The sequence below is a fragment of the Pseudomonas botevensis genome (assembly GCF_019145475.1).
Taxonomy (GTDB): domain Bacteria; phylum Pseudomonadota; class Gammaproteobacteria; order Pseudomonadales; family Pseudomonadaceae; genus Aquipseudomonas; species Aquipseudomonas botevensis.
This window is the reverse complement of record NZ_JAHTKI010000027.1, coordinates 42,443-68,753: the sequence shown is the minus strand read 5'-3', so window position 1 is coordinate 68,753 and position 26,311 is coordinate 42,443. Positions and strand designations below refer to the sequence as shown.

The following is a 26,311-nucleotide window of genomic DNA, read 5'->3' as shown; positions in this document are numbered from 1 at the left end:
GCAAACCGTAGGCGATGCCCCCGGATGAATCCCGGAACGAAGGAACGCCGAGCCTTAGCGAGGGGCCGTACGCCGGGGCCTAGACCTTTGCTTCCTTTGGGGCGTTTGCCAAAGGGAGTCGCTGTAAAAGCGAAACCGCCAGCCGCAACACCCGAAGCAACGGATATACACCCAAACCAACCAAGAGCCTGGTCGGCCCAGAGGCCGCCAAGGTCCCAGCCCCAACACAAACCGCTAACTCAGAGAATCGGCAATCGCCCTGCCAACATCCTGAGTAGACCCCCTCCCCCCCAAATCCGGCGTAATCGGCCCCTCGGCAATCACCCGCTCGATCGCCCGCAAAATCCCGTCATGCGCCGCGCGATAGCGCTCATCGCCATCCCCGAGAAAATCGAGCATCAACGCCCCCGACCAGATCATCGCAATCGGGTTGGCAATGTTCTTCCCATAGATATCTGGCGCCGACCCATGCACCGGCTCGAACAACGACGGAAACCGCCGCTGCGGATCAAGGTTGGCCGACGGCGCGATGCCAATGGTCCCGGCACAGGCCGGGCCGAGGTCGGAAAGGATGTCGCCGAACAGATTCGACGCCACCACCACATCAAACCGATCCGGTTGCAGCACGAAGCGCGCGCACAAAATGTCGATGTGCTGCTTGTCCCAGGTGATCTCCGGGTACTGGGCTGCCATCAACGCGGTGCGCTCGTCCCAATAGGGCATGCTGATGGAAATCCCGTTGGACTTGGTCGCGGCCGTCAGGCGCTTGCGTGGACGAGTCTGGGCCAGATCGAAGGCGAACTTGAGAATGCGGTCGACACCACGCCGGGTGAACACGGATTCCTGCAACACGAACTCGTGCTCGGTGCCTTCGAACATCTTGCCACCGACCGAGGAATACTCGCCTTCGGTGTTCTCGCGGATCACCACAAAATCGATGTCGCCCGGCTCGCGTCCGGCCAACGGGCACGGCACGCCGGGGAACAGCCGTACCGGACGGATGTTCACGTACTGGTCGAAGTCACGACGGAACTTGAGCAGTGAGCCCCACAGGGAAATATGATCCGGCACTTTGTCCGGCCAACCCACGGCGCCGAAGTAGATGGCGTCGAAACCCTTGAGCTGTTCGAACCAGTCGTCGGGCATCATCTGCCCGTGCTCCAGATAGTAATCGCAGTGCGCCCAGTCGAGCACTTCGATGCTCAGATCCAGCTGCCATTTCTTCGCGGCCTGCTCCAGCACCCGCAGCCCTTCCGGCAAGACTTCCTTGCCAATGCCATCGCCGGCAATCGCGGCGATCTTGAATACCTTGCTCATCAGTTGTGGCTCCCCGTGTCTGTGAAATTACAACCCGCCGATGTGGAAGGCTTTGACTTCAAGGTACTCATCCAGGCCGTACTTGCTGCCCTCACGGCCCAGGCCCGATTGCTTGATGCCGCCGAACGGCGCGACCTCCATGGAAATGATCCCGGTGTTGAGGCCGACCATGCCGAACTCCAGCGCCTCGCCGAAGCGCCACGAACGGCGTAGATCCTGAGTGAAATAGTAGGCACCCAGACCGAAAGGCGTGGCGTTGGCCAATGCGAGGGCTTCGGCTTCGTCGGTGAAGCGCATCAAAGGCGCCACGGGGCCAAAGGTTTCCTCGTTGGCCAGAAGCATGCCGGCGTGGGCCTCGCCGAGCACCGTGGGTTGTACAAACTGGCTGTCGCCATCGGGTATGCCACCGCACAGCAGTCGCGCGCCCTGGCTCAGGGCATCGTCGATGTGCCGGGCGACTTTGCTCACCGCCGCTTTGTTGATCAACGGACCGATGGTCACGTCTGTTTCCAGGCCATCGCCGACCTTGAGCTTGCCGACTTCCTCGACCAGACGTTGAGCGAAGCGCTCGTAAATGCCGTCCTGCACCAGGATCCGGTTGGCACACACGCAGGTCTGCCCGGCGTTGCGAAACTTGCTGAGCATGATGCCGGTCACGGCCTGCTCAAGGTCCGCATCATCGAAGACGATGAATGGCGCGTTGCCGCCCAGCTCCAGGCTCAAACGCTTGATGTGTTCGGCGCTCTGGCGCATCAACAGACGGCCCACGGCGGTGGAGCCCGTAAAGGAAATCTTGCGCACCGTAGCGTTGCCGGTCAGTTCTTCACCTATGCCTGCCGGCATCCCGGTCAGTACATTGAACACCCCGGCCGGAATCCCGACACGCTCGGCCAGCACCGCCAGCGCAAGCGCCGACAGCGGTGTCAGGTCCGAAGGTTTGACGATGATCGGGCAACCTGCCGCCAGGGCCGGTGCGCACTTGCGAGTGATCATCGCGTTCGGGAAATTCCATGGCGTGATCGCCGCACAGACGCCCACCGGTTGCTTGAGGGTCAACAATCGGCGGTCGTTGCTGGGGGCCGGCATGGTTTCGCCGTAGACCCGCCGCGCTTCTTCGGCGAACCATTTGACGAAACCTGCACCGTAGCGGATTTCACCCTTGGCCTCGTTGAGCGGCTTACCCTGTTCGCAGGTCATGATCAGCGCCAGATCGTCGAGGTTGTCGATCATCGCCTGATACCAGCGCTCCAGTAGCGTCGCACGTTCGGCGGCCGGTCGCGCCCGCCAGGCCGGCCAGGCTTTCTGCGCCGCCTCGATGGCGCGCCGGGTTTCGCCGCCCTGCATCGCCGGTACGCGGGCGAGCGACTGACCGCTGGCCGGGTCGATGACCTCCAGCGTCGCGCCGTCATCAGCGGCGATCCACTGTCCGTTCACATAGGCGAGTTCTGCCAGAAGGCTGGGGTCTTTCAAACGATTCTTGAGCATGGTCGAGTCCTGATCCGAGACAGGGTTTCAGTCTAGGGAGACGCTACGGATGAGGATGCTGAAAGCGCTTTGCGGACAGTGTCGGATGCTGAAATTGGCGGTGGAACGGCAGATTCATATCTATGCGCCAAACGCCAATTTCAGTGGGCAGGGCCTGCGCTGCGAGGAGCGGGTTCCTCAGTGTTTGAGAGACCCAAGCAAGCCCTCAAGAAACCGCTCGCCCGCCTCCATCTGACTGATCTCGATAAACTCGTCCGGCTTGTGCGCCTGCTCGATCGAGCCCGGGCCGCAGACCACCACCGGCACATCCAGACGATGATTGAACAACCCGCCTTCGGTGCCGAACGAAACCTTGGCCGTGCCGGTATCCGGTGCCGCAAAGTTTTTCAGGAAACGCACCGCTTCGACACTCGGATGAGTATCGAGACCGGGGTAGACGTTGACGGTTTCGATCTCGATGGCTGCCACACTGGAGAGCTTTTTCGCTTCACGCGCGATCACTTCGGCGCGCTCCTGCATCTGCGCCAGGATCTGCTCCAGATTATCCGCCGGCAGATTGCGCACTTCGAAATCCACGGTACACAGGTTCGGCACGATGTTCAGCGCACGACCGCCGCCGATCTGGCCAACATGTACGGTGGTGTAAGGCACGTCGTAATCGGCATCCCGGGCACCCTGCTCTTGCAGTTGTCGCTGGCTCTCACGCAACGCCGCGATGAAATCACAGGCCACATGGATCGCATTCACCGAATGTGGCGCCAGCGAAGAATGCGCCTCCAGCCCCCGGCAATAGGTCCGGTACGAGCCCTTGCCCTTGTGCCCGAGCACGAACTGCATGTTGGTCGGCTCACCGATCATGCACAGGAACGGCCGGACTGGCGCCAGGTGCAACACGTCCAGCAAACGCCGCACGCCAACGCAGCCAATTTCCTCGTCATGGGACAACGCCAGTTGCAGCGGACGACTCAGGGAATGCCCGGCGGCATCGAGCATCGCGTCGATGGCCAGGGCGATGAAGCCCTTCATGTCGCAACTGCCTCGTCCGTAAATCCGGCCGTCCTGCACGGTGGCCTGGAACGCCGGAAAGGTCCACGCCTGCCCCGCCGCCGGCACCACGTCGGTATGCCCCGAGAGCAAGACTCCCGGCAACGCTTTCGGCCCGGTGCTGGCGAACAGGTTGGCCTTCTTGCCGGTTTCGTCCTTGACGATCAGCGACTCGATGCCTTGGGTCAGCAACAGGTCACGCACGTATTCGATCAGGGCCATGTTCGACTCCGAAGAGACGGTGTCGAAAGCCATCAGCCGTTTGAGAATCTCCAATACACGGGGTTTCATGAAGCTTTGCTCCGTTGCTCGGCGAAGGGGGCGAACCGGCGAATCGAAAATGGCTCGATCGAGGTGCTGGTGTTGCCGGTGCTGATCAGCTCAGCCATGACATCGCCGACACCGGGGCCGAGCTGGAAGCCATGACCACAGAAGCCGAAGGCATAAAACAAACCATCGACGGTGCCGCTTGGCCCCATCACCGGCAAGGAGTCCGGCAGATAGCCCTCGATGCCGCTCCAGACCCGAATGATGTTCAGGTTGCCGACACCCGGCAGCAGGCGGCGCATCTGGCTGATCTGGTTGAGGATGCTGCGCGGCTCGACATAGGCCCGACGGTTGAGCATGTCCGGTTTGCTGCGATAACCGCCGCCGATGACGATGTTGCCGCGCGGAATTTGGCGGAAATAAATCACCTCCTCCGGAATCTTGGTGTACACGCCAATCACCGTCGGCAAGGCGTAAGGCACCGGTTCAGTTACGGCCATCTGCGGGCCGTTGGTGTCCAGCGGCACCGGTTCGCCAAACTGCCCGGACAGTTTCTGCCCCCAGGCTCCGGCGGTAATCAGCAATTGAGCCGCGCTGAACTGGCGACCGTCGGTGGTGCTCACGCTGAACTCGCCGCCGACCTTCTGCACCTCGGCCACTTCGGTCTGTTCTTCGATGCGGGCGCCAAGGCGCCGGGCCGCTCGGGCAAATGCCGGCGCCGCCAGACGCGGGTTGGCGTGACCGTCGTGGGGCGCGTAGGAGCCACCCTTCACGTCCGGCCCGAGGAACGGAAAGCGCTGATGCAATTCGGCACCGCGATAGATTTTCAGGTCCAGTTGCGCCGCTTCGGGCGCGGCGGCGTAGGCCTCGAGTTCGGCAATTTCGTCTTCGCGATAACACACGCGCATGTGGCCGCTGGCGATGAATTCCAGGTCATCGTCGATCAACTCCGGCAGCCGCTTCCACAGCGCAAAGGAGCGATTGGCCAACTCCAGTTGCCCCAGGTAGCGACCCTGGCGGCGAACGTTGCCGAAGTTCACGCCGCTGGCGTACTGACCGATCTGGTCGCGCTCCAGCAGGATCACCGACTTCCCGCGACGGCGCAGGAAAAACGCTGCCGCCGAGCCCATCAGGCCGCCACCGACAATCAGTACATCGGCTTTTTGTGCCGTCATGGCGAGACCTCCTCGGTGAGCATCGATAGCGGTTTAACCGGTGCCTGACCGCGTTGGCGGCCAACCTGTTGCACGCTGACACCGGCGGCTGCCGCGATGACTTCAGCCCCTGCCTGGGAGCAATAACGGCCCTGACAACGGCCCATGCCGACCCGGCTGAACGCCTTGGCCCGATTGACTTCGCAGGCGCCCTTTTCACTGACGGTGCGGCGCAGTTCACCGGCGCTGATCATTTCGCAGCGGCAGACGATCGCAGTATCAGGCAAGGCCCTGGCTTGTTCGGCCGGCCATGGAAAGGCCTGGGCCAGACCAAGGCGAAACTGATCCATCACCGCCAGCGCCTTGCGCTGCTCGTCGCGCAGGCCCGCGTCCAGCGGTTTTTGTTGGTCTTCCAGCAACGCCATCGCCACCAGCCGTCCGGCGTGTTCGGCGGCGTCCGCGCCACGAATCTTCGCACCATCCCCGGCGGCATATACACCACTGACCGAGGTGCGGCCCTCTTCATCCACCGCCAGCCACCACTGGCCGGACGCTTCGTCAAAACGCATGCGGCAACCGGCCAGATCCGCCAACTGGGTTTCCGGACGCAAGTGATAACCGAGCGCCACGGCGTCGCAATCCACGGTCAGCGTTTCGCCCTTGGCCGTGCGCACGCGCACACCGTTGACACCGCTGGCCGCGTCCCCCAGCACTTGCTCGGGCTTGATCCCCAGATGCACCGGGATCTTCGCCTGATACAACTGCGCCAACAGCTTCATCCCGGTCAACAGCACACCGGGGCGCGCGAGCATTTTCGGCAAGGCGACGATGCGTTTGCTCAGCGGTGAAGTGTCGAGTACCGCCGCCACATTGGCACCGGCCTTCAGGTACTGGCTGGCGACCAGATACAGCAACGGGCCGCTGCCCATGAACACCACGCGATGACCGATCGACACGGCCTGAGACTTGAGCGCAATCTGCGCCCCGCCAAGGCTGTAGGTGCCCGCCAACTGCCAGCCCTCGATCGGCATCAAGCGGTCAGTGGCGCCGGTGCAGAGGATCAGCGCGTCGTAATCCACCGTCGAGTGTTTGCCCTGACTGACGCAGCACAGTTGTTTGGGGATCAGGTTCCACACCAGCGTATCCGGGCGGTAGTCGATGCGTTCACGCAAGCGGTCGAAGCTGTCGTGCAGATCCCGCGCCTTGGCGGCCTCGCTGCCATACAGCGTGCTGTAGTCACGAGTAAAGCCTTCAGGCTGGCGTCGGTAGATCTGCCCGCCATCGCGACGGTTTTCATCGATCAGGATGGGTTTGAAACCCGCCTTCACCAGTGTTTCGGCACAGCGAATACCGGCCGGCCCGGCGCCGACGATCACTATCCGTGCAGTGGCCATTTCGCCTCCGGTTGTGTGGTGACGATATCCAGTCCTTCGCGGACTTCGTTGGAGCACGCACGCAGGCGCTCACCGCTACGGGTCCAGACCCAGCAGTCCTGGCAGGCGCCCATCAGGCAGAAGCCGGCGCGCCGACCGGAATCGAACTCAGACTGGCGCAAGGCGTTGCCCTGGGTCAGCAATGCCACCATCAGCGTATCGCCCTTGAGCGCCTCGATGGGGACGCCGTCCACCGTCAGACTGACGGTGGCCCGGCCCTGCTCGGCCAATCTCACAAATCGCCCGCTCATGCATAGGCTCCCTGATTCAAAGTGATCAAATCCTGCTGGGTTTTACGCAATTCGGCGCTGTCGTGGTGGCAGAGGATTTCACTGCCGCCATCGATCACTCGCCGACTCGGCGCGGTGCGGTTGCACAGGCCATCGACCCGCACCGGGCAACGACCGAGAAAGGTGCAAAGTTCTGCCACATTGGCCTTGGGGCCGATCGGCGGCAGTTCACCGCAGGTGGTGCCGCAGTTCTCCAGCCAGCCCTGGCGCAGCTCAGGCACCGAATGAATCAACAGATCGGTGTACGGGTGGAACGGTGCCTGGGCAAACGACTGTCGGCTGCCGGCCTGAATCTTGTGGCCGCTGTACATCACCACAATGTCATCGCACAGGGCGCGCACGGTGGAGATGTCATGACTGATGAACAGATAGGAAACCCCCAGTTGCTGACGCAGGTCGCGCAGCAGTTCGAGGATCGCCGCACCGACCACGGTATCCAGCGCCGAGGTCACCTCGTCGCAGAGGATCAGATCGGGTTTGGCCGCCAGTGCCCGGGCGAGGTTGACCCGTTGTTTTTGCCCACCGGACAATTCGCTCGGGCGACGCTCGGCCAGGCTTCGCGGCAAACGCACCAGATCCAGCAACTCGCCGATCCGCTCGCGCAACGCCGCGCCTTTCAGGCCGAAGTACATCTTCAACGGACGGCTGAGAATGGTGCTGATGCTGTGCATCGGATTGAGCGCGGTGTCGGCGTTCTGAAACACCATCTGGATGCGACGAAACTGCTCGTCGGTCCGCTCGCAGAGACTGCCGCCCAGCGGCTGACCGTCAAAGGTCAGACCACCCAGGGCCGGGGTCAGCAACCCCGCGACCACGCGTGCCAGGGTCGACTTGCCCGAACCCGACTCACCGATCACCCCGATGGCCTGGCCCCGACGCACGGTCAGGTCGATGTCTTCCAGCACGCGGATCGCCGGCATGCCCTGGGTGTTCTTGTTGCCGTATCCGGCGGTCAGACCTTGAATGGTCAGCAGCGGGGTTTCTTCGGCAATGCCGCAGGGCGGGCGGATTGTCGTGTCCGGTCGCGCAGCGGCCAGCAGGCTGCGGGTGTACTCGTGGCTCGGGCCCTTGAGCAGCGGCGCCGTGGCGCTCTGTTCGAAGATCTGACCACCGTTGAGCACGACGATCTGGTCGGCCATCTGCGCAACCACCGCCAGGTCATGGGAGACATACACCGCTGTCGCGCCACGCTCGCGAACCACCCGTTTGAAGGCTCGCAGCACGTCGATCTGAGTGGTCACGTCGAGGGCCGTGGTCGGCTCGTCGAGGACGACCAGCAACGGATCGCTGATCAGCGCCATCGCCGCCATCACCCGCTGCAACTGCCCGCCGGAAACCTGGTGCGGGTAACGCTGACCGATGTGATCCGGATCCGGCAGCGCCAGATCGCGGAACAGTTCGATAGCCTTGGCCTCAAGCGCGACGCGGGTGCCCAGGCCATGAATCAACGCGCCTTCCACCACTTGGTCGATCAGTTTCTTCGCCGGGTTGAACGCGGCCGCAGCGCTCTGCGCGATGTACGACACCCGATTGCCGCGCAAGCTCTGCAATTGCTGTTCGCTCAGCGCCAGCATGTTGTGTTCGCCGACCTGCACCACACCGCCGGACAACCGGCAGCCCCGCCGGGCATACCCCAACAGCGCGAGGGCGATGGTGGTCTTGCCGGAGCCGGATTCACCGATCAATGCCAGCACTTCGCCCTTTTCCAGGGCAAAGCTCACGCCTTTGACGATTTCCGTTTCGCCGCGCTCGCCGCAGGCGACGACTCGCAGGTCTTCAACTCGAATCAACTCACTCATTTCAATGGCCTCCCGTACGGCGACTACGTCGGGACGACAGTCTGTCGATAAACAGATTCACACCGATGGTCAGGGTGCCGATGGCCAGCGCCGGAATCACGATGGCCGGCGCGCCCTGGTTCAGGCCGCCAATATTTTCCCGCACCAGCGAACCGAGGTCGGCATCCGGTGGCTGCACACCAAGGCCAAGGAAACTCATGCCGCTGAGCAACAGTACGATGAAGCCAAAGCGCAGCCCCAGGTCAGTCAGCACCGGGTTGAGCATGTTGGGCAGGATTTCCACGCAGGCGATGTACAACCGGCGTTCGCCTCGGGTCCGGGCAACTTGCACGTACTCCAGCGCTTCGATATTCACCGCCATGCTGCGGGCAATGCGGAACGCGCCGGGGCTGAAACTGAGCACGGCGGTGCAGATCAACAAGGTCACCGAAGAGCCGAAAGCCGAAACCATGATCAACGCCAGCATCTTGCTCGGGATCGAGATAAACGCATCCATCAAACGACTGATCACCTCGTCCAGCCATTTCGGCGAGACCACCGACAACAGCGCACAACTGGTGCCCAGGCCACTGGCCAACACCGCCGCGATCAACGCCAGGCCGACGGTGAAACGGGCGCCGACGAGAATCCGGCTGAGCATGTCGCGTCCCAGGTAATCGGTGCCGAACGGGTACACGGCACTGATGCTGTCAAAGACATTGTCGGAAACCACTTCTCCCACCGGATGGGGGGCCAGCCACGGGCCGAACATCGCCACCAGCAGCCAGATAACGCACATTGCAGCCCCGATCAGACCCAGCCATGCCGGGCCATGAGACACCTTGCCAGCCGACAGGTCGGGCGTCGCAGGCGTCGATTTCACAATGAGATTGTTCATTGGTTTCTCAGCCTCGGATTGGACAGAATCGCGCACAGGTCGGCAATCAGCACCAACCCCAGGTACGCCGTACAAAACAGCATGGTGCAGGCCTGGACCAGCGCCATGTCACGGTTGGTCACGGCATCGACCATCAGGCTGGCGATGCCGGGATAGTTGAAAATTGTCTCGACGATCACCACCCCGCCGAGCAAATACGAGAGGCTCAGGGCAATCGCGTTGGCAATCGGTCCGATGGCGTTGGGCAAGGCATGACGCAGCACGATACGCATCGGGCTGACACCTTTGAGCCGGGCCATTTCCACATAAGGACTGTCGAGTTGATCGATCACCGCCGCCCGGGTCATGCGCGCCATTTGCGCGACGATCACGCAACACAGGGTCATCACCGGCAAAGCGTAGGTGCGCATGAATTGCCAGGGTGACGTGATGTCGCTGGCGTAGGACAGTGCCGACAACCAGCCCAGGTTCACCGCAAAGATCAGCACGGCCAGGGTTGCCACCAGAAACTCCGGAACGGCGACCATCGCCAGGGTGACAAAGCTCAGGAAACTGTCGACACGCCCGCCCCGGCCCATCGCCGAGCCGATCCCCAGCAGCAGCGCCACCGGCACCGATACCAGCGCCGTGGCGGCCGCCAGCATCAGGGTGTTGGGCACGCGCCCGGCCATCAATTCGCCGACCGGCATGGCGTTGGACACCGACTGGCCCATGTCGCCACTGAGCAGGTTCATCAACCAATGCAGGTAACGCACCACACCAGGCTGATCGAGCCCCAGTTTCAAACGCAGTGCAGCCACTTGTTCCGGTGTGGCGAACTGCCCGAGGGATTGTTGCGCCGCGTCACCCGGCAGCACCGCCGTGATCGCAAACACGACCATCGACACGATCAACAAAGTCACGATCGCGGCCCCCAGGCGCCGACCGATCAACCACAGTGTGTTGCTATTCATCGCCTACCCTCCTGCACCATGCCTGCCGTTCATCTCGACGGCTTTTTTCAAGCGTCCAGCCAGACCTGCTCGGCGAACATGTAGCCCATGAAGCCACCCAGCGGGTTACTGCCGTAGCCTTTGATTCGCTGGTCGACGCCGTCGATGTTGCTGATGAACACCGGCACGCCGATACCGCTGTGGTCATGCACCAGAGTCTGCATGTCCGCGTACATCTTGCTGCGTTTGGCATCGTCGGTTTCGCCGCGCGCCAGCATCAGCAACTGGTCGAACTGGTCGTTCTGCCAGCCGGATTCGTTCCATGGCGCCTTCGACTGGAAGAACTGCGAGAACATCACGTCGGCATTCGGTCGGGGGTTGATGTTGCCGAAGCTCAGCGGGTGCTTCATCCAGTGGTTGGACCAGTAGCCGTCACTCGGCAAACGATTGACGTCGAGCTTGAGCCCGGCCTGCTTGGCCGATTGCTGCAACAGCACGGCGATGTCCACCGAACCGGTGGCGGCTGGCGAGGCGACCAGCGGCATGCTGATGTTTTCCATGCCCGCTTTCTTGAGCAGGAACCTGGCTTTTTCCGGGTCGTAGACGGTTTGCGGCAGGTCGGCGTTGTAGTAACGCGAACCGGGCGCAATCGGATGGTCGTTGCCAACCACGGCGAAGCCACGGAATACGGCGGACTTCACTTGCTCGCGATCCAGCAGGTACTTCATGGCCTGGGTGAATTCGGCGCTTTTGCCCGGCATCTGATCCTGGCGGATGATCAAGTCAGTGTAGTTGCCCGACGGCGCATCGACGACCCGATGCTTGGCGCTGGCCTTGATCCGGCTGGTGGAGCGCGGGTTGACCTCGTTGATCATGTGTACGTCGCCGGACAGCAGCGCGTTGACTCGCGACGGTTCGTCGGCAATCGCGATGAACTCGATCTCGTCCAGATACGGCAGGCCCGGTTTCCAGTAACCGGTGTTGCGCGCGGCAATCGAGCGCACGCCCGGTTTGAACTCCTTGACCTTGAACGGCCCGGTGCCGATGCCCTGGTTGAAGTCGGTGGTGCCTTCGGGAACGATCAGCAGGTGCGATACCGCCAGGATCGACGGCAGCTCGGCGTTCGGCGCACTCAGGCGAATCTGTACTTCGTTGGTGCCGGTGGCCTTGATCTCGGCAAACTGCTCCATCAACGGCATGACCTTGGAACCGGTCAGTGGATCCTTGTGCCGCGACAACGAGAACACCACATCGGCGGCGCTGAGGGTCTTGCCGTTGTGAAACGTCACGTCCTTGCGCAGGGTGATGGTCCACAGCGTTGCGTCGACGTTATCGATGCGCTCGGCCAGCTCCAGTTGCGGCACCAGATGCGAGTCAAAGCGGGTCAAGCCGTTGTAGAACATGTAGTGACGCACATAGTCCGTAGACAGCGCGCCTTTGGCCGGGTCGAGTGTGTCGGCGGTAGAGCTGGACATACCGGCGACGCGAATCCGACCGCCCGGCTTGCCCTTGCCCGAGGCGGCGGCTTCGTCGGCAAACAGCTTGCCGGCAGCACCGAACAGGCTGCCGGCGCCGGCAGCCGCGACCCCGGCCACGCCGAGCATTTGCAGAGCGTGACGGCGTGACATGCCGCGATTGAGGCCTTCGAACACCCGCAGGCTTTCTTCGCCGGAAATCAGCGGTGAGTCGTTCTTGTTGTCAGTCATATCAGTGGTACCTGTCGAAGTTAAGAAGGCTCAAGTGTTCCGGTTGACCGGAACGTCCTGGAAACGCAAACGACGGTGAAGCCACAACAGCAACTCAATGCAAGCAGTCCTGAACTCAATGCAAATAGTCCTGGAAGCGGTAATACGCGCCCACGAACGGCAGGAACCACGGTTTGCCGAAATGCCCCGGGATCGCCGGCCAGTCGAGTTCGCGCCAGGGGTTGGCCTCGACGTTGCCGGCCATCACGTCAGCCATGACCTGCCCCATGTGGACCGACATCTGCACCCCGTGGCCGCTGTAGCCCATGGAGTGATATACGCCGCCATGCTGGCCGGCCCGAGGTAACCGGTCGGACGTCATGTCCACCAGGCCGCCCCAGCAATAATCGATCTTGACGTGCGCCAGTTGCGGGAACATCTGGATCATCGCCGCCTGCAGCACTTTGCCGCTCTTGGCGTCATTGACACTGTCGGACATGGCGAACCGCGCGCGGCCGCCGAACAACAAGCGGTTGTCCGGCGTCAGGCGGAAGTAGTTACCGATCATCCGGCTGGTGACATAGGCGCGCCGGCCCGGCAGCAACTGGTCAATCAGCGAACGTGGCAGCACCTGCGTGGCAATCACGAAACTGCCCACCGGCACAATCCGCCGCCGATACCAGCCCAAGCCACCGTGCTGACAGGCGCCGGTCGCCAGCAAGACTTGCCCGGCGTGCAGCGAACCCTTGCTGGTGTTGACCTGATAGCCGCCGGCCTGGGCTTTCCAACCCAGTACCGAGGTGCCTTGGTGGATCAGCGCACCGTGACGCACCGCCGCTTCAGCCAGACCGACACCAAAACGCCCGACGTGCATCTGCACGCCATTGCGCTGCAGCAAGCCTCCGTGGAATTGCGCCGAATTGACTTCGGCGCGGGTCTGTTCGGCTGACAGCAACTCGACGTCGGCATCGACTTCCTTGCGAATCAGTTCGCACGTGCGGGCCAGGCCTTCGTAGTGCATGGGCTTGGCGGCCAGCTTCAGCTTGCCGTTGCGCAGCAGGTCGCAGGCGATCTGTTCCTTCTCCACCAGCGACACGACGCTCTGCACCGCACTTTCGTAGGCCTGGTAATAGGCCCGCGCCCTGTCGGCACCGAGACTGGCGCTGAGGCTGGCGTAGTCCTGGGCCACCCCGGTGTTGCACTGCCCGCCATTGCGTCCGGAAGCCTCGCCGATCACCCGCCCGGCTTCCAGCACCACCACACTGGCGCCCTTCAAGACCAGCGCCCGGGCCGCTGCCAACCCGGTGAAACCACCACCGACGATGGCCACATCGACTTGCCCGGGCAACCCGCCCAGTTGTGCGCCGGTGAACGCCGGTGCGCTGTCGAGCCAGTAGGATTCACTGCCCATGTTCAATCCGCCTTTGCCAGTAAGCCTTGCCAATTAAGGGTGCCGTTACAGACCGACCAGCCCAGCCAGACCACCGATGTCCGGGATCTGGTGGTAGCTGTAGAAGGCATTGCCCGGGACTTCGTGGCCGCGAGCGACGAACGCCTTGTTCTTGATCTTCATGTCGTGGGCGGGCATCAGGTCGTAACGGAAGCTGGAGGACACATGCAAGATGTCTTCCGGGCCGCAGTTGAGGTTGTCGAGCATGTACTCGAACGCGGCCAGACGCGGCTTGTAGGCTTGAGCCTGTTCAGCGGTGAAGACCTTGTGAAATGGTGCGCCCAGCTTGTCGACGTTGGACATGATCTGGCTGTTGCTGGCGTTGGAGAAAATCACCAGAGGAATCTTGTCAGCGATTTTCGACAGACCGGCCGGTACATCCGGGTGTGGTCCCCAGGTCGGCACGGCGTCGTAATACAGCTGGCCTTCCTCGCGGTACTCGATACCCCAGCGCTTGCAGGTCCGCGCCAGGGCGGTCTTGAGGATTTCGTCATACGGCATCCAGTCGCCCATGACCTGATCCAGACGATAGGCCGAGAAATCCTTGACGAACTGATCCATCTGCTCCGCCGGAACGCGATCAGCGAAGAGTTCGCGGGTCATCGTGCCCATGTGGAAATTGGTCAGCGTACCGTAGCAATCGAACGTAATGAATTTGGGGCGAAGAAAGCTCATTGAATGCGTTCCTGAAGTTCGTTGAGGTCATGGCGCGACGAGCATTTGGCTTCGTTGGCGAAGCAGTGATGCAACGCTGCAGCACACCGTCATTACAACACCGTGAATTCAGCAGATGGCGTTAAAAGCGACCTCCGTTCGATACAAATCACCGTTTTGGCCACCTGCCTCAGCAGACTTTGCGGCCCGCTCCAGACTTGGGCAAACCCTGCATTTATGCGCCCTGATGGGCATTTATAGCGCTGTACACCCGGTCTGTGTCGCGGTTGACCGCAGAAACTGCGCCGGGCCGAATGAAAACGGGCGCTGGCGTGCAGACGCGCCCGTTTGGCCGCAGTCGAATCTGTTGTGGCGGCTTGCAGCTATCGATCAAATCGCGTTATACGAGGCGAACGCACAGACCCGCTTTGCCCATCAAGCCTTCATTAATGCGCGTACTTTCGGACAGGCCCGACGACGCATCGAACCAGGTCTTCGGGACGAAAAAAACGCCAAGCATTTGCTGCCGGGTCCAGGGTGTAATTTGGTAGTAAGTATGGTCTTGTGACCTCCCTTTCACTAAATCTGCCGAAGTTTCGCCAGCCTCTTGTCAGGGCTTTGTCCAGGTGGGATACAGGCATCAATACGCCGGACAACCGGCCACCCGCGCACATTGTCTATCGGAGACTCGCCATGTCCGCCCCGCTCCCTGCTTACGTCTATCGCCCGATGATCGCCAACGACCTGCCGCTGGCCCACGCGCTGGCCGTGCAATTGAAGTGGCCTCACCGGCTGGAGGATTACGCCATGCTGCAACGCGTCAGCAAAGGCGTGGTGGTGTTTGATGGCGAGCGCCTGATCGGAACGGCGTTCACCTGCCCTCAGGGGGATTTCAGCACCATTGGCCTGGTGATCGTCAGCGACGACTATCAGGGCAAGGGCATCGGCCGCAAACTCATGGAGCAAGCGCTTGATGCTTGCGAATCGAGTACCCCGATCCTCAACGCGACCCTGGCCGGCGCACCGCTTTACAGCAGCCAGGGCTTTGTCGAGTTTGGCCGCATCGAGCAGCGTCAGGGCCAAGCACTGGCCGCTGCACCCGGGCCGCTGGCCGATGGCGAAGAATGCCGGCCGCTGCACGAGACAGATCAACCACGCCTGCTGGAACTGGCCAACGCCGGCAGCGGACTGAATCGGCAGGCCGTGCTCAGCGATCTGCTCCCGGTGGTAGAACACTCGGTGGGGATTGTGCGTGAGGGCCAACTACGGGCCTTCGCCCTGCTGCGTCCGTTCGGTCGCGGTCGTTGCATCGGCCCGGTGATTGCGGAAAACGTCGAGCAAGCCAGGCATCTGATTGCCGTATTACTGGCGACAGTGCCGGACGCCTTTGTGCGCATTGATATCCCGGCCGATTGTGGTCTGGGCGACTGGCTGGAAACGGCCGGACTGAAAAAAGTCGACACCGTGGCGCAGATGGCCAAAGGCACACCGCCGCAAGCAACCGATGGTGTTGAGCAGTTTGCGGTGGTCACTCAAGCCATCGGCTGAGCGTTTGGAATCTTCCGATCTGCCCTCATTCAACTGGAGTGTCACCCGCATGTCCCAACCTGCCATTCTGCTGTTGGCTCGCGCCGACGGAAGCCGCGTCGCCACGCCTTTCAAACAACAGCCATTGAATGCCGCTGATCCATTCGCTGACGGTCGCAGAGTCGCCTGGTCAGGGACTGACGGCGTGTCTGGCGGTATCGTCGATACTGCTGAAATCGTTGATATCGAGAACTTTCCCCACAGCGAAGTGATCGTGGTTCACACCGGGCATCTGACCCTCAAAACCGCGAACCAGACGCTGGAGCTGAGCATCGGTGACAGCGTCGTTATCGGTCGCGGCACCGCCGTGCGGATCGAGGCACAGGCCGGCACGCAATGGGCGTTTTGCGCCGTCGCCACGCAAGCGCCAACCCCCGGTCTGACGTTGCTTGATCCACTGGCCCTGCTGTCGCCCTCGGCCGCTCCGGAACCGCAGATACTGATTGGCCCGACGCCGCAATGCCGCTCACGCAACGCCTTTGAAGATGCCGCGACCGATCTGCGCGTCGGCATCTGGGACTCGACACCTTACGAGCGACATGGCCGAGCGCACAAACTCAACGAACTGATGTATTTGATCGAAGGCAGTGTGACGTTGCAGGCAGCTGATGGATCGAGTGTAACGATCAACGCCGGTGACAGTGTATTCGTCCCGCAAGGTGCGCCGTGTGCATGGAAGAGCACGCGGTATGTGCGCAAGGTGTATGCCGTTAAGTAGTAACGCTAGCCTCATGCATCGTTCAGCAGACAACTGAATACGAAAACGCCGGGCACCCGTCCCGGCGTTTTCGCGCAAGCGGCTTTGAACGACCGCTGACTTACAGGCTCGCCTGCGCCTCAGGCATGGCCGAAGAGTGGTGGTCGAGGATCTTCCACTCGCCATTGATACGCTCATAGACGAACGTGTAGCGCGCCTGCACCTTGCGGGTGGCGCCGTTGGCGTCGTGCAGCGTGAAGGTGTACACGCCGCTGTCCATGGCGGCATCCGGGCCCAGGCGATGGATTTCCCGCAAGTTGATCTGGCCCACGGGCTTGCCCGCGAGAAAGTGCTCGAAGTAGTCCTGGATCTCCGCCGGCGAAGTACGTACCTGATTGGACACGGTCGGCAGGAGCATCGCATCGGGGGCGTAGAGCGCGGTCACGGTTTTCGCGTTTCCGGTTTTCAGGGCCGCATTCCAGTGGTCGAACAGACTGGCGATCTCCTGATCGCTCTTGCTTTGCGGCTGCTCGGCGACGGTGCGATACACATAAGGACTGGCATCCAGGGCATGGGCCAGGGGAGCAGCCAGGGCAAACAACAAGACGATGGCGCTGTTTTTCATTTTCATCAGAGTGCTCCGGTGGGTTTCAATGCGTACACTTTGCCCACTCGGCTCACCGTCACCATCGGCCAACCGGCGCCATCGGCCTATGCTGATCGGCAGATAGGCCCCTCCCCCTCAACCGGGTCTAATACGCCTTCTCTCATGAGCGTTCGCTCTCAACGCCGGAGCATCATCCATGTCCACCCCACCCCATGATCCCGGCAGTGCCCTGGCCATTCGCAGCCACTATCGTCAGTCGCAAAGCCGCGCGGCACGCTTGCGGCTGCTGGTGGATACCGGCCAGGAGCTCACCCAGCTGCGCCCCTCGGCCATGCGCCAGCGCGCCTTGCAGCGAGCCTGCGCCTTTATGGCAATGGACCAAGGGGTACTGCTGGAATGGAGCGCAACCCAAGCCCCGCGAGCCACGGCGGAACATGGCAATAGCGAACGCCTGGCTGCGCTTTATGGTCTCGCCCGGGTTTCGACCCTGCACCCTGAGTGGTTGCCGCAGACAGACGCTTCCTTGCCTCAGGTGTTGAGCATTCCTTTGCCGGGGGCGGACGGACAACCGTTCGGCGTTCTGCTGTTGACCAACAGCGTGGCCCTGACCGGCCCCGACCGCGAAGACATGGAGTCCCTGCAACTGCTGGCGACCCTGCTGGCAGCCCACCTGGAAAACCATCGCCTGCTCGAAGCCCTGCAGGCCCGGGAGCGCACCATGTCGGAGCTGGTACACCGTTTGTTCACGGCTCAGGAGGATGAACGCAAGCGTGTGGCGTATGACCTGCACGACGGTCTGGCACAGACTCAGGCCGGTCTGCATCAGCGCCTGCAGGGTTTTGCCGGACGCTGCCCGACGCTGCCGCAGCCTCTGCAAAGCGAATTGCAGGCCATCCTCAACCTCGCCCAGGCGTGCGTGGGTGAAGGTCGGCAGTTGATCGGCGGCCTGCGGCCCGGCGTGCTGGATGACTTTGGCCTGTTCAAGGCGATCGACAAGGAAGCTGATCGCCTGCGCGACGCCGGCATCGAGGTGTTCTGGCAGCAGCAGTCCAGCGCACGCCTGCCGGGAGCCTGCGAAATCGCCCTGTTCCGCATCGCCCAGGAAGGTATCAACAACATGCTCAAGCACGCTCACGCCAGCCGCGCCCTGCTGAGCCTGCAACTGACAGACGGCCAGGCCTCGTTATCCCTGCAGGACAATGGCCGTGGCTTCGCGCCGGATACTCCATTGCCCGGTGGTGACAACCATCATCTGGGGCTGGCGGCGATGCAGGAGCGCGCCAGTCTGCTGGGGGGCGAGTTGTCCTGGCACAACGTCCCTGAAGGTGGCACCCGCCTGCATGCCCGCGTACCCCTGCCCACTGCCGAGGAAACCCGATGAACCCTGTCCTGCGTCTGGTCCTTGCGGACGATCATGAAGTCACGCGTACCGGTTTTGTCGCGCTGCTGGCCGGTCATCCGGAGTTCGAGGTCGTGGGTCAGGCCCGTGACGGCCAGGAAGCGCTCGACCTGTGCGAGCGCCTGCAACCTGACATTGCAATCCTCGACATCCGCATGCCGCTGCTTAATGGCCTCGGCGCCGCACGCTTGCTGCGGCAACGGCAACCGGCAATCAAGGTGGTGATCTTCACCATGGACGACAGTCCCGACCACCTGGAGGCGGCCATTGCCGCCGGTGCCGTCGGCTACCTGCTCAAGGATGCCAGCCGCGCCGAGGTGGTCGACGCCCTGCAACGGGTTGCCCGAGGCGAAGAAGCGCTGAACAGTGCCGTCAGCGCGCGTCTGCTGCGACGGATCGCCGAGCGCAACACTGGCGCAGGCGCCCCGGTCACTGCCCTGACCGCTCGGGAGCGCCAGGTACTGGGGCTGGTGGCCGGTGGTTTCAGTAACCGGGAGATCGGTGAAAAGCTCGGCATCACCACCGGTACTGCCAAGGTCCATGTCGAACGGGTGATCGGCAAATTCGGTGCGGCGGACCGCACCCAGGCCGCCGTTCGCGGCATCGCTTTGGGGTTGGTCGCGCAACCGGCGGGAGAGTGGTCATGAGGTTTGCGGTCATTCGGCATTGGGTCGATCTGCCGCTGCGGGGCAAGGCGTTGGTGGTGATTTCCCTGCCGCTGGTGATTCTCCTGTTGTCGTTGGTGCTGATCTACATCACCGAACGCCAGACCGCCCGCGCCGAGGAAGACGTGCGTCGGGTGCTGCTGGTACAGGGTGACATCCAGACCGTACACACCCTGCTCGCCGAAGCGGCGGCCAGCGTGCGTGGCTACCTGCTGACCCGGCGCGAGGACTTTCTGCCCGGCTACGAACAGGCTCGTCCGCTGATCCAGGACGCACTGCTGCGGCTGGACAAAAATATCCGCGACACACAAATGCGCGAGCACCTGCTGACCATCACCCCGCTGATCGCCGACAAGCTGGACGGGCTGGTCGCCCTGCGCAACAGTCAGCCCGGTGACCGGGCAAACATCACGGCGATCCTGATCGAAAACAAGCAGGTGCTGGATGTATTGCGCGAGCAGATCAGCGCCATGCGCATCCGTGAAGACGGCTTGCTGGCCGAGCGCAGCGCTGCGGCCTCTGCCACGCGCATGCGTCTGTTGATGGCCACGCTGCTGGCGGCGGTCTGCGGCCTGTTCGGGGCGATCGTCGCGGTGCTGTTCCTGTCCAAGGGGATCGTCGCCCGGGTGCAGCAGGTTCAGCGCAATGCCCAGCGCCTGGCGCTCGGTCAACCGTTGCGCCCCCAGGCGCCTGAGAAAGATGAAATCGGTCAGTTGGGCACCCGGCTGGTAGAAGCCGGGCAATTGCTGGCCGAACGCGAGCGGGCCTTGCGCGACAATGAGGAACGCCTGCGACTGATCATCGACGGGGTCAAGGACTACGGGATTTTCGCGCTCGACACCACGGGCCGGGTGACCAGTTGGAACGCCGGCGCCGAGCGCATCAAGGGCTACAGAGAGCAGGAAATCATCGGCCGTCACTTCTCGCTGTTCTACCTGCCGGAAGAATGCCCGGCGCACCCGGACATGGCCCTGCGCGAAGCCACCCGCAACGGTCATTACATGGAAGAAGCCTGGCGCTGCCGCAAGGACGGCAGCCGCTTCTGGGCCAGCGTGGTGATCACCGCACAATACGATGCCAGCGGCGCGCTGCGTGGTTTCTCCAAAATCACTCGCGACATCACTGACCGGCGCGTCGCGGAAATTGCCCTGCGCACCGCCCGCGAAGAAGCCGAAAGCGCCAGCCGCGCCAAAAGCGAATTCCTCTCGCGCATGAGCCACGAACTGCGTACTCCGCTCAACTCCATCCTCGGTTTTGCCCAGTTGCTGGAAATGGACTCACCCAACGGCCAGAGCCCACAGGTCGGCCATATCCTGCGCGCCGGCCGGCACCTGTTGACCCTCATCAATGAGGTGCTGGATATCGCCCGCATCGAAGCCGGGCACCAGCCGCTGAACGTCGAACCGATTGCGTTGGGGGCGATCCTGCAAGAAGTCCTGACCCTGGTTTCGCCGATGGCCAACGACGCCGGCATCCATTTGGCCGCCCTGCCCACGCTGAACGAACACTGCGGAGTGGTTGCCGACCGCCAGCGGTTGATTCAGGTATTGCTCAATCTGTTGTCCAACGCCATCAAATACAACCGGCCTCAGGGGCAGGTGCGAATCTCGGTGCAACTCATCGACAACCGCCTTGAGGTGGCCGTCAGTGACACCGGCCAGGGCATTCCACTGGATCGCCTGGATCAGTTGTTCCGCCCCTTCGAGCGTCTGGGCGCCGATCCGCGTGTGGAAGGCACCGGCCTGGGTCTGGCGCTGAGCAAGAATCTGCTGGAAATGATGGATGGCAGCCTGCGGGTGCACAGCACACCGGGCCAGGGCTGCTGCTTTACCCTGCAATTGCCTTTTGTGCAGGTCGCGGCAACCGATGCGCCTCCGGCGCCGCAGCTGCCGGAGCCCGTGCAACCGCCGCGCGTTGACCCCGTGGAATATCGCGCTCAGGTGTTGTGCATCGAAGACAATCTGTCGAGCCTGGCGCTGATCGAAACCTTGCTGCAACGCCGTCCGGGGATTCGCCTGCTGTCGAGCATGCAAGGCCAGATGGGTCTGGATCTGGCGCGCCAACATGGGCCACAGTTGATTCTGCTCGACGCCAACCTGCCGGACCTGGATGGCCTGCATGTGCTGCGCCGACTGCGTGAATCGCCTGCCACCGCCGATACCCCGGTGCTGATGATCACCGCCGACGCCAACGCTCTGACCCACCGCGATTTGCTCCGGGCCGGTGCGACAGCGATCCTGACCAAACCCATTCATATTCCGGCGTTTCTCGCCCATCTTGAGCAGCACTTACCGGAGCCTGCATGAACCACGATTTGCGCATCCTGATCATCGATGACCAGCGCCCCAACCTCGATCTGATGGAGCAGTTGCTGGCTCGCGAAGGTCTGCACAACGTCTTGAGCAGCACTCAGCCACTGCGAACACTCGACCTGTTCAACAGCTTCGAACCGGACCTGGTGATCCTCGACCTGCACATGCCCGAGTTCGACGGTTTCGCGGTACTCGAACAGCTCAACCGACGAATCCCGGCAAACGATTACCTGCCGATTCTGGTGCTGACCGCCGACGCCACGCGCGACACCCGCCTGCGCGCACTGGCGCTGGGCGCACGTGACTTCATCAGCAAACCGCTGGATGCCCTGGAAACCCTCCTGCGGATCTGGAACCTGCTGGAAACCCGTGCCCTGTACAAAGCCTTGCGCCAACAGGTGCCGGCAGAACAGATCGAACTGCTGCGTCGACATCGGGAGTAAGCGGCACTAGCCGAGTGATGTCCGGAACCTGCGAAACCCGTTGCCCGACTTGTGGACGTTCACGGTTCAATCAATGCATGCGCTCTGATACGCCAAGTGCCCCAAGGTAATAGTTCTGAATCTCCTCGCGCCCGGCGAGCTCAGCGACCGGGCCAGAGTCGACGACTTGGCCGTTTTCCAGCACATAGGCAAAATGTGCGTAGTCCAGGGCCAGATTGATGTTCTGCTCAGCGACCAGCAGGCTCAAGTGTTCATCACGATTGAGTCGAGCCAGAATGTCGAAAATTTCCTCGACCACCTGCGGCGCAAGGCCCATTGACGGTTCATCCAGCAATAACAGTCGCGGGGCGGACATCAGCGCGCGTCCGATGGCCACCATCTGTTGCTCGCCTCCCGAGGTGTAACCGGTCAGGCGCTTGCGCAGTAACCGCAGCCTGGGAAAGTAGCCGTAGACCCTTTCCAGTCTGACTTTGAGTTCGGCGCGAGACGGCCTGGAGATGAACGCGCCTATCAACAGGTTCTGCTCGACGCTCAGGTGACTGAAACAATGTCGCCCCTCCAGCACTTGTGCCAGCCCGGCTCGTACCAGTGTCGCCGGATCGGCGCGGGTGATCGACTGCCTCAGATAATGAATCTGCCCGGCAACGACGTCACCCCGTTCGGCGCGGATCAGGCTGGAAATGGCCTTGAGCGTAGTGCTCTTGCCTGCACCGTTGGCGCCCAGCAGCGCCACGAACTGGCCTTCGCCAACCTGCAGGCTGACACCGCGCAGGGCGAGAATGACTTGCTCGTAAAATACCTCGACCTGTTCTACCGACAATATCACCGGTGTCGACAAGTGCTCGCGCGGGGTCTGGCTCATGGATACTTATTGCTCCTTGCTGCAATCGCGGGGCGTGATGCCCTTTTCCTTGGCGTACTGCGCCGCCGATGCTTCAATTATCGGCCGCAACAAGCCACGATCGGCCTGCACCCAGTCGCTGATCAGATTCCAACGCTGACCATCCCATTGCTGGAAGCGCACGGCACCACCACCTTCATGATCGGCGCACGACAGTTTCAAGGGCTGCACCAACCCCTTGGCGCCTAGCGCTTGCAGGCGTGCGTCGTCCAGATCCAGATGTTCGAACCCCCAGCGTACCTGCTCACCGGTCAACGGCTTTTCACCAAACTTTGCCTGGGCGATGCGTAGCGCTTCGACGTTGAGAATGCCGTTCACTACACCGAGGTTGTAATACACGGTGCCAAAACGCTTGGCGTCGGCAAGATTGCCCTGGCCTTTGTCGGGAACATCCTTCTGAATGCCTTTGAGCACCGGAAAGTCCGTACCCGACGGGTGCGTGGTGATCGAGATAAACCCCTTGGCGGCAGCACCGGCCGGGATCACGTCTTCTTCGGAGTTGCTCCAGATATTGCCGATGATGTGATCGACCGGATAACCGACTTTTTGCGCCGACTTGAGCGCCACCGGATTCATCACCCCCCAGCCGCGCAGAATCACCCAGTCCGGTTTCAGGCGACGGATATTCAGCCACTGCGATTGCTGCTCGTTGCCGGGATGCGGCACCTCGAGCGTCGTCAACTCGAAGCCGTAGTTTTTGGCCAGGGTTTCCAGCACGCTGTTGGTTTCCTTGCCGTAAGGCGAGCCGTGATAAAGCACAGCGATCTTCTTGCCCTTGAGCGTCGCAATGCCGCCGTCACGCTGACCTATGTAATTGACGATGGCCGACACTTCGGAATACGGGTTGAGCTGCAACGGAAAGACATACGGAAACACGCTGCCGTCAGTGGAGTCGGTGCGCCCGTGATTGATGGTGATCAGCGGCAGCTTGTCGGCGGTGGAACGCTCCAGCGTTGCATAGGCAATGCCGACCGAAAGCGGATTGGTGGCAGCGGCTGGGGCGCCATTCAATCCGCCCTTCAGACGCTCGTAGCACTCGACACCCTTCTCTACCACGTACTCGGTTTCGCACTCCGACCAGGTCAGCTTGACCCCGTTGACTCCGCCATTGGCATTGACGTACTGCATGTAATCGATGAACCCACCAAAGAAACCGGTCCCACCGGCGGCATAAGGCCCGACCCGATAACTCTGCAACGGGAAATATTGCTCGTTGGCCGCCTGCACGGCAGACGCAAGGCCTGAACCCAGCAACGCCAGAGCAAGCGCCACGCGTCGCAGGGAAGTTCGGTGGTTCATAGGCAAACTCCTTGATGATTACGAAGTGTTTAAAGGGATGAGTCAGTAACGCAAAGGCCATACGCGCAGCCGCAGCCGAAAGCGCTGCCACAACCGCGCCAGGCCTTCCGGCTCTTTGATCAGAAAGACAATGATCAAAGCGCCAAAAAGCACTTTCTGGAGGTTTTCCAGCTGTCCGGAATCGATCACGCCAACCGGTAGCAGCGCACTGAGATTGCCCAGCAGGATCGGGAACAGGACGATAAAGGCGGCGCCGAGAAAGTTGCCCAGCACACTGCCCAGCCCGCCAATAATGATGATGAACAGCACTTGAAACGAACGGCTCAGATCGAAACCGTGGGGTTCGACGGTGCCCAGATAAGCGAAGGCCCACAATGAGCCGGCAATCCCCAGATAGAAGCCACTGATGGCGAAAGCCAGCAACTTGGCCTTGAGCAGGCGGATGCCGATCACCGCAGCGGCGGTGTCCATGTCGCGCACCGCCATCCAGTTGCGCCCCAACTCGCTGCGTACCAGGTTTTTGCCGAGCCAGAACAACAGCACCAAGAGTCCGAGGGTCAGCAGATAGCGACCTTGCGGCGAACTGAAGTCCACCCCTGCGATAATCAGTGGCGGCGAAGTAATCACTCCTGAGGCGTTGTCATTGGTGAACCAACTGAACCTGGTCAGTACCCACTCCACCACGAACTGCGCAGCCAGGGTCGAGACCAGGAGGTAGAAACCCTTGATGCGCAAACTCGGCAAGCCAAAGACCAGTGCAACCAGCCCCGCTATGACGCCGCCCAAGGCAAAGCTCAGCAGCAACGGCATGCCCGCCACCCGCAGCTGCAAGTTGTAGGCAGCGAACGCGCCCACGGCCATGAACGCCGCCGAACCCAGTGACAACTGCCCGGCAAAACCGGTCAACAGGTTCAGGCCCAAACCGGCCAGGGAAAGCACCATGAAAGGAATCAGAATCGCACTGAACCAATAATCGTTGCCCAGCCAAGGCACGCCGACGAAGGCAAACACCAACAACAGCAACAAGCCGATCCGGTCCTGGCGCAAACGAAAGATTCGACGCTCGGCTGCATAGCGCCTGGCGAGTTGTCCGGCTTCTTGATAAAGCATTGCAATGATCCTTGTTGAAAGTCAGACGCGCTCGATGGCCCGCTCGCCAAACAGGCCGGCAGGACGAACCAGCAGGAACACCAGCGCCAGCACATACGGCACCCAGTTTTCGATACCGCTGCCAATGATCGGACCGAGGTAGATTTCGGCAATCTTTTCCGCCGCGCCGATGATCAGGCCGCCAACGATCGCTCCACCGATCGAAGAAAAACCGCCAATGATCAACACGGGCAGTGCTTTGAGCACCACCAGCGACAGGGAAAACTGGACCCCGAGTCGTGCGCCCCAGAGCAGTCCCGCTACCAGGCCGACGAAACCCGCCGCCGCCCAGACCACCGCCCAGATTCGAGGCAAACGAATGCCGACGGCCAGCGATGCCAACGGATCATCTGCCACCGCGCGCAGAGACAAGCCGATGCGTGTGCGGTTGAACAAAAACGAGAGGACAATCACCAGCAATGCGGCAGTGCCTGCGGCAAACAGATCGAACTGCGATATCAACATGCCGTGGATTTCCAGCGGCTCATCGGGTATGCCCAGCTCCAGGCCGTGTACCTGCGCGCCCCATAGCGCCTGAGCCAAACCTTCGATCATGTACGACAGGCCCAGCGTGGCCATGAACAAAATGATCGGCGGGCGGTTGACCAGCGGCCTCAACACGGCTCTTTCGATCAGCAGGGCCAGCACGACCATGCTCGTCAGGGTCACAAGGAACGCCCCCCAGAACGGCAAACCGCGCTCGAGCAGGCTGACAAAAGTCAGCGCGGCGAACAGCACCATCGCGCCCTGGGCAAAATTAAACACGCCCGAAGCCTTGTAGATCAGGACGAATCCGATCGCGACCAGCGAGTACATGACTCCGGCCAACAGGCCACCAATCAATACCTCAAAGAAGAACTCCATC

Annotated in this window: 23 protein-coding genes; 6 read left to right on the top strand and 17 right to left on the bottom strand. The window is 61.8% G+C overall.

Annotated elements, in window-relative coordinates:
• Positions 1 to 234 precede the first annotated feature (234 nt).
• From KVQ74_RS25765 to KVQ74_RS25710, 12 genes are all read right to left on the bottom strand, one after another.
• A complete protein-coding gene (locus KVQ74_RS25765) occupies positions 235 to 1,317 on the bottom strand; it encodes a tartrate dehydrogenase (RefSeq protein ID WP_217834182.1) in 1,083 nt (360 codons plus the stop codon).
• 27 nt (positions 1,318 to 1,344) lie between these two features.
• A complete protein-coding gene (locus KVQ74_RS25760) occupies positions 1,345 to 2,802 on the bottom strand; it encodes an NAD-dependent succinate-semialdehyde dehydrogenase (RefSeq protein WP_217834181.1) in 1,458 nt (485 codons plus the stop codon).
• A gap of 177 nt (positions 2,803 to 2,979) precedes the next feature.
• A complete protein-coding gene (gene argE / locus KVQ74_RS25755) occupies positions 2,980 to 4,137 on the bottom strand; it encodes an acetylornithine deacetylase (RefSeq protein ID WP_217834180.1) in 1,158 nt (385 codons plus the stop codon).
• The gene (locus KVQ74_RS25750; protein ID WP_217834179.1) at positions 4,134 to 5,288 is read right to left on the bottom strand and encodes an NAD(P)/FAD-dependent oxidoreductase; all 1,155 of its coding nucleotides are present in this window, start codon (positions 5,286 to 5,288) and stop codon (positions 4,134 to 4,136) included. The genes argE and KVQ74_RS25750 overlap by 4 nt, the downstream gene beginning before the upstream one ends.
• The gene (locus KVQ74_RS25745) at positions 5,285 to 6,661 is read right to left on the bottom strand and encodes an FAD/NAD(P)-dependent oxidoreductase (RefSeq protein WP_217834178.1); all 1,377 of its coding nucleotides are present in this window, start codon (positions 6,659 to 6,661) and stop codon (positions 5,285 to 5,287) included. Before KVQ74_RS25745 ends, KVQ74_RS25750 begins: the two co-directional genes overlap by 4 nt.
• Positions 6,643 to 6,951: a (2Fe-2S)-binding protein gene (locus KVQ74_RS25740; RefSeq protein ID WP_217834177.1), complete on the bottom strand. Its 309-nt coding sequence runs from the start codon at positions 6,949 to 6,951 to the stop codon at positions 6,643 to 6,645. Before KVQ74_RS25740 ends, KVQ74_RS25745 begins: the two co-directional genes overlap by 19 nt.
• The gene (locus KVQ74_RS25735; RefSeq protein ID WP_217834176.1) at positions 6,948 to 8,789 is read right to left on the bottom strand and encodes an ABC transporter ATP-binding protein; all 1,842 of its coding nucleotides are present in this window, start codon (positions 8,787 to 8,789) and stop codon (positions 6,948 to 6,950) included. Before KVQ74_RS25735 ends, KVQ74_RS25740 begins: the two co-directional genes overlap by 4 nt.
• A gap of 1 nt (position 8,790) precedes the next feature.
• Positions 8,791 to 9,666, bottom strand: a complete 876-nt coding sequence (locus KVQ74_RS25730; RefSeq protein WP_217834175.1) for an ABC transporter permease — start codon at positions 9,664 to 9,666, stop codon at positions 8,791 to 8,793.
• Positions 9,663 to 10,619: an ABC transporter permease gene (locus KVQ74_RS25725; RefSeq protein WP_217834174.1), complete on the bottom strand. Its 957-nt coding sequence runs from the start codon at positions 10,617 to 10,619 to the stop codon at positions 9,663 to 9,665. Before KVQ74_RS25725 ends, KVQ74_RS25730 begins: the two co-directional genes overlap by 4 nt.
• 47 nt (positions 10,620 to 10,666) lie before the next feature.
• Entirely contained in the window at positions 10,667 to 12,304 is a 1,638-nt protein-coding gene (locus KVQ74_RS25720; protein WP_217834173.1) for an ABC transporter substrate-binding protein, read from the bottom strand.
• Positions 12,305 to 12,419: 115 nt separating this feature from the next.
• Positions 12,420 to 13,694 carry an NAD(P)/FAD-dependent oxidoreductase gene (locus tag KVQ74_RS25715; RefSeq protein WP_217834172.1) on the bottom strand — a complete coding sequence of 425 codons (1,275 nt, stop codon included), beginning with the start codon at positions 13,692 to 13,694 and terminating at the stop codon, positions 12,420 to 12,422.
• Positions 13,695 to 13,739: 45 nt separating this feature from the next.
• Positions 13,740 to 14,408, bottom strand: a complete 669-nt coding sequence (locus tag KVQ74_RS25710) for a haloacid dehalogenase type II (protein WP_217834171.1) — start codon at positions 14,406 to 14,408, stop codon at positions 13,740 to 13,742.
• A 672-nt stretch (positions 14,409 to 15,080) separates the two neighbouring features.
• On the opposite strand from KVQ74_RS25710, the gene KVQ74_RS25705 reads away from it, so the two are divergent.
• Both KVQ74_RS25705 and KVQ74_RS25700 read left to right on the top strand, forming a co-directional pair.
• The gene (locus KVQ74_RS25705) at positions 15,081 to 15,935 is read left to right on the top strand and encodes a GNAT family N-acetyltransferase (RefSeq protein ID WP_217834170.1); all 855 of its coding nucleotides are present in this window, start codon (positions 15,081 to 15,083) and stop codon (positions 15,933 to 15,935) included.
• A gap of 49 nt (positions 15,936 to 15,984) precedes the next feature.
• Positions 15,985 to 16,692 carry a cupin domain-containing protein gene (locus KVQ74_RS25700; RefSeq protein ID WP_217834169.1) on the top strand — a complete coding sequence of 236 codons (708 nt, stop codon included), beginning with the start codon at positions 15,985 to 15,987 and terminating at the stop codon, positions 16,690 to 16,692.
• A 100-nt stretch (positions 16,693 to 16,792) separates the two neighbouring features.
• Here KVQ74_RS25700 and KVQ74_RS25695 read toward each other — a convergent pair whose 3' ends face one another.
• Positions 16,793 to 17,302: an SgcJ/EcaC family oxidoreductase gene (locus KVQ74_RS25695; RefSeq protein ID WP_217834168.1), complete on the bottom strand. Its 510-nt coding sequence runs from the start codon at positions 17,300 to 17,302 to the stop codon at positions 16,793 to 16,795.
• A 172-nt stretch (positions 17,303 to 17,474) separates the two neighbouring features.
• Between KVQ74_RS25695 and KVQ74_RS25690 the strand changes: the two genes are divergently transcribed.
• Genes KVQ74_RS25690 through KVQ74_RS25675 form a run of 4 tightly spaced genes read left to right on the top strand, consistent with a single transcriptional unit; the run spans position 17,475 to position 22,097 of the window.
• Entirely contained in the window at positions 17,475 to 18,659 is a 1,185-nt protein-coding gene (locus tag KVQ74_RS25690) for a sensor histidine kinase (protein ID WP_217834167.1), read from the top strand.
• The gene (locus tag KVQ74_RS25685) at positions 18,656 to 19,324 is read left to right on the top strand and encodes a response regulator (protein ID WP_217834166.1); all 669 of its coding nucleotides are present in this window, start codon (positions 18,656 to 18,658) and stop codon (positions 19,322 to 19,324) included. Before KVQ74_RS25690 ends, KVQ74_RS25685 begins: the two co-directional genes overlap by 4 nt.
• Positions 19,321 to 21,648 (top strand): ATP-binding protein, encoded by a 2,328-nt coding sequence (locus KVQ74_RS25680; protein WP_217834165.1) that lies wholly within the window; start codon positions 19,321 to 19,323, stop codon positions 21,646 to 21,648. The genes KVQ74_RS25685 and KVQ74_RS25680 overlap by 4 nt, the downstream gene beginning before the upstream one ends.
• Positions 21,645 to 22,097: a response regulator gene (locus KVQ74_RS25675; RefSeq protein ID WP_092296368.1), complete on the top strand. Its 453-nt coding sequence runs from the start codon at positions 21,645 to 21,647 to the stop codon at positions 22,095 to 22,097. Before KVQ74_RS25680 ends, KVQ74_RS25675 begins: the two co-directional genes overlap by 4 nt.
• A gap of 70 nt (positions 22,098 to 22,167) precedes the next feature.
• Here KVQ74_RS25675 and KVQ74_RS25670 read toward each other — a convergent pair whose 3' ends face one another.
• Genes KVQ74_RS25670 through KVQ74_RS25655 form a run of 4 tightly spaced genes read right to left on the bottom strand, consistent with a single transcriptional unit; the run spans position 22,168 to position 26,310 of the window.
• Positions 22,168 to 22,959 carry an ABC transporter ATP-binding protein gene (locus KVQ74_RS25670; protein ID WP_217834164.1) on the bottom strand — a complete coding sequence of 264 codons (792 nt, stop codon included), beginning with the start codon at positions 22,957 to 22,959 and terminating at the stop codon, positions 22,168 to 22,170.
• Between the two features lie 6 nt (positions 22,960 to 22,965).
• Entirely contained in the window at positions 22,966 to 24,297 is a 1,332-nt protein-coding gene (locus KVQ74_RS25665) for an ABC transporter substrate-binding protein (protein ID WP_217834163.1), read from the bottom strand.
• Positions 24,298 to 24,339: 42 nt separating this feature from the next.
• The gene (locus KVQ74_RS25660; protein WP_217834162.1) at positions 24,340 to 25,407 is read right to left on the bottom strand and encodes a branched-chain amino acid ABC transporter permease; all 1,068 of its coding nucleotides are present in this window, start codon (positions 25,405 to 25,407) and stop codon (positions 24,340 to 24,342) included.
• Positions 25,408 to 25,428: 21 nt separating this feature from the next.
• The gene (locus tag KVQ74_RS25655; RefSeq protein ID WP_217834161.1) at positions 25,429 to 26,310 is read right to left on the bottom strand and encodes a branched-chain amino acid ABC transporter permease; all 882 of its coding nucleotides are present in this window, start codon (positions 26,308 to 26,310) and stop codon (positions 25,429 to 25,431) included.
• Position 26,311 lies beyond the last annotated feature (1 nt).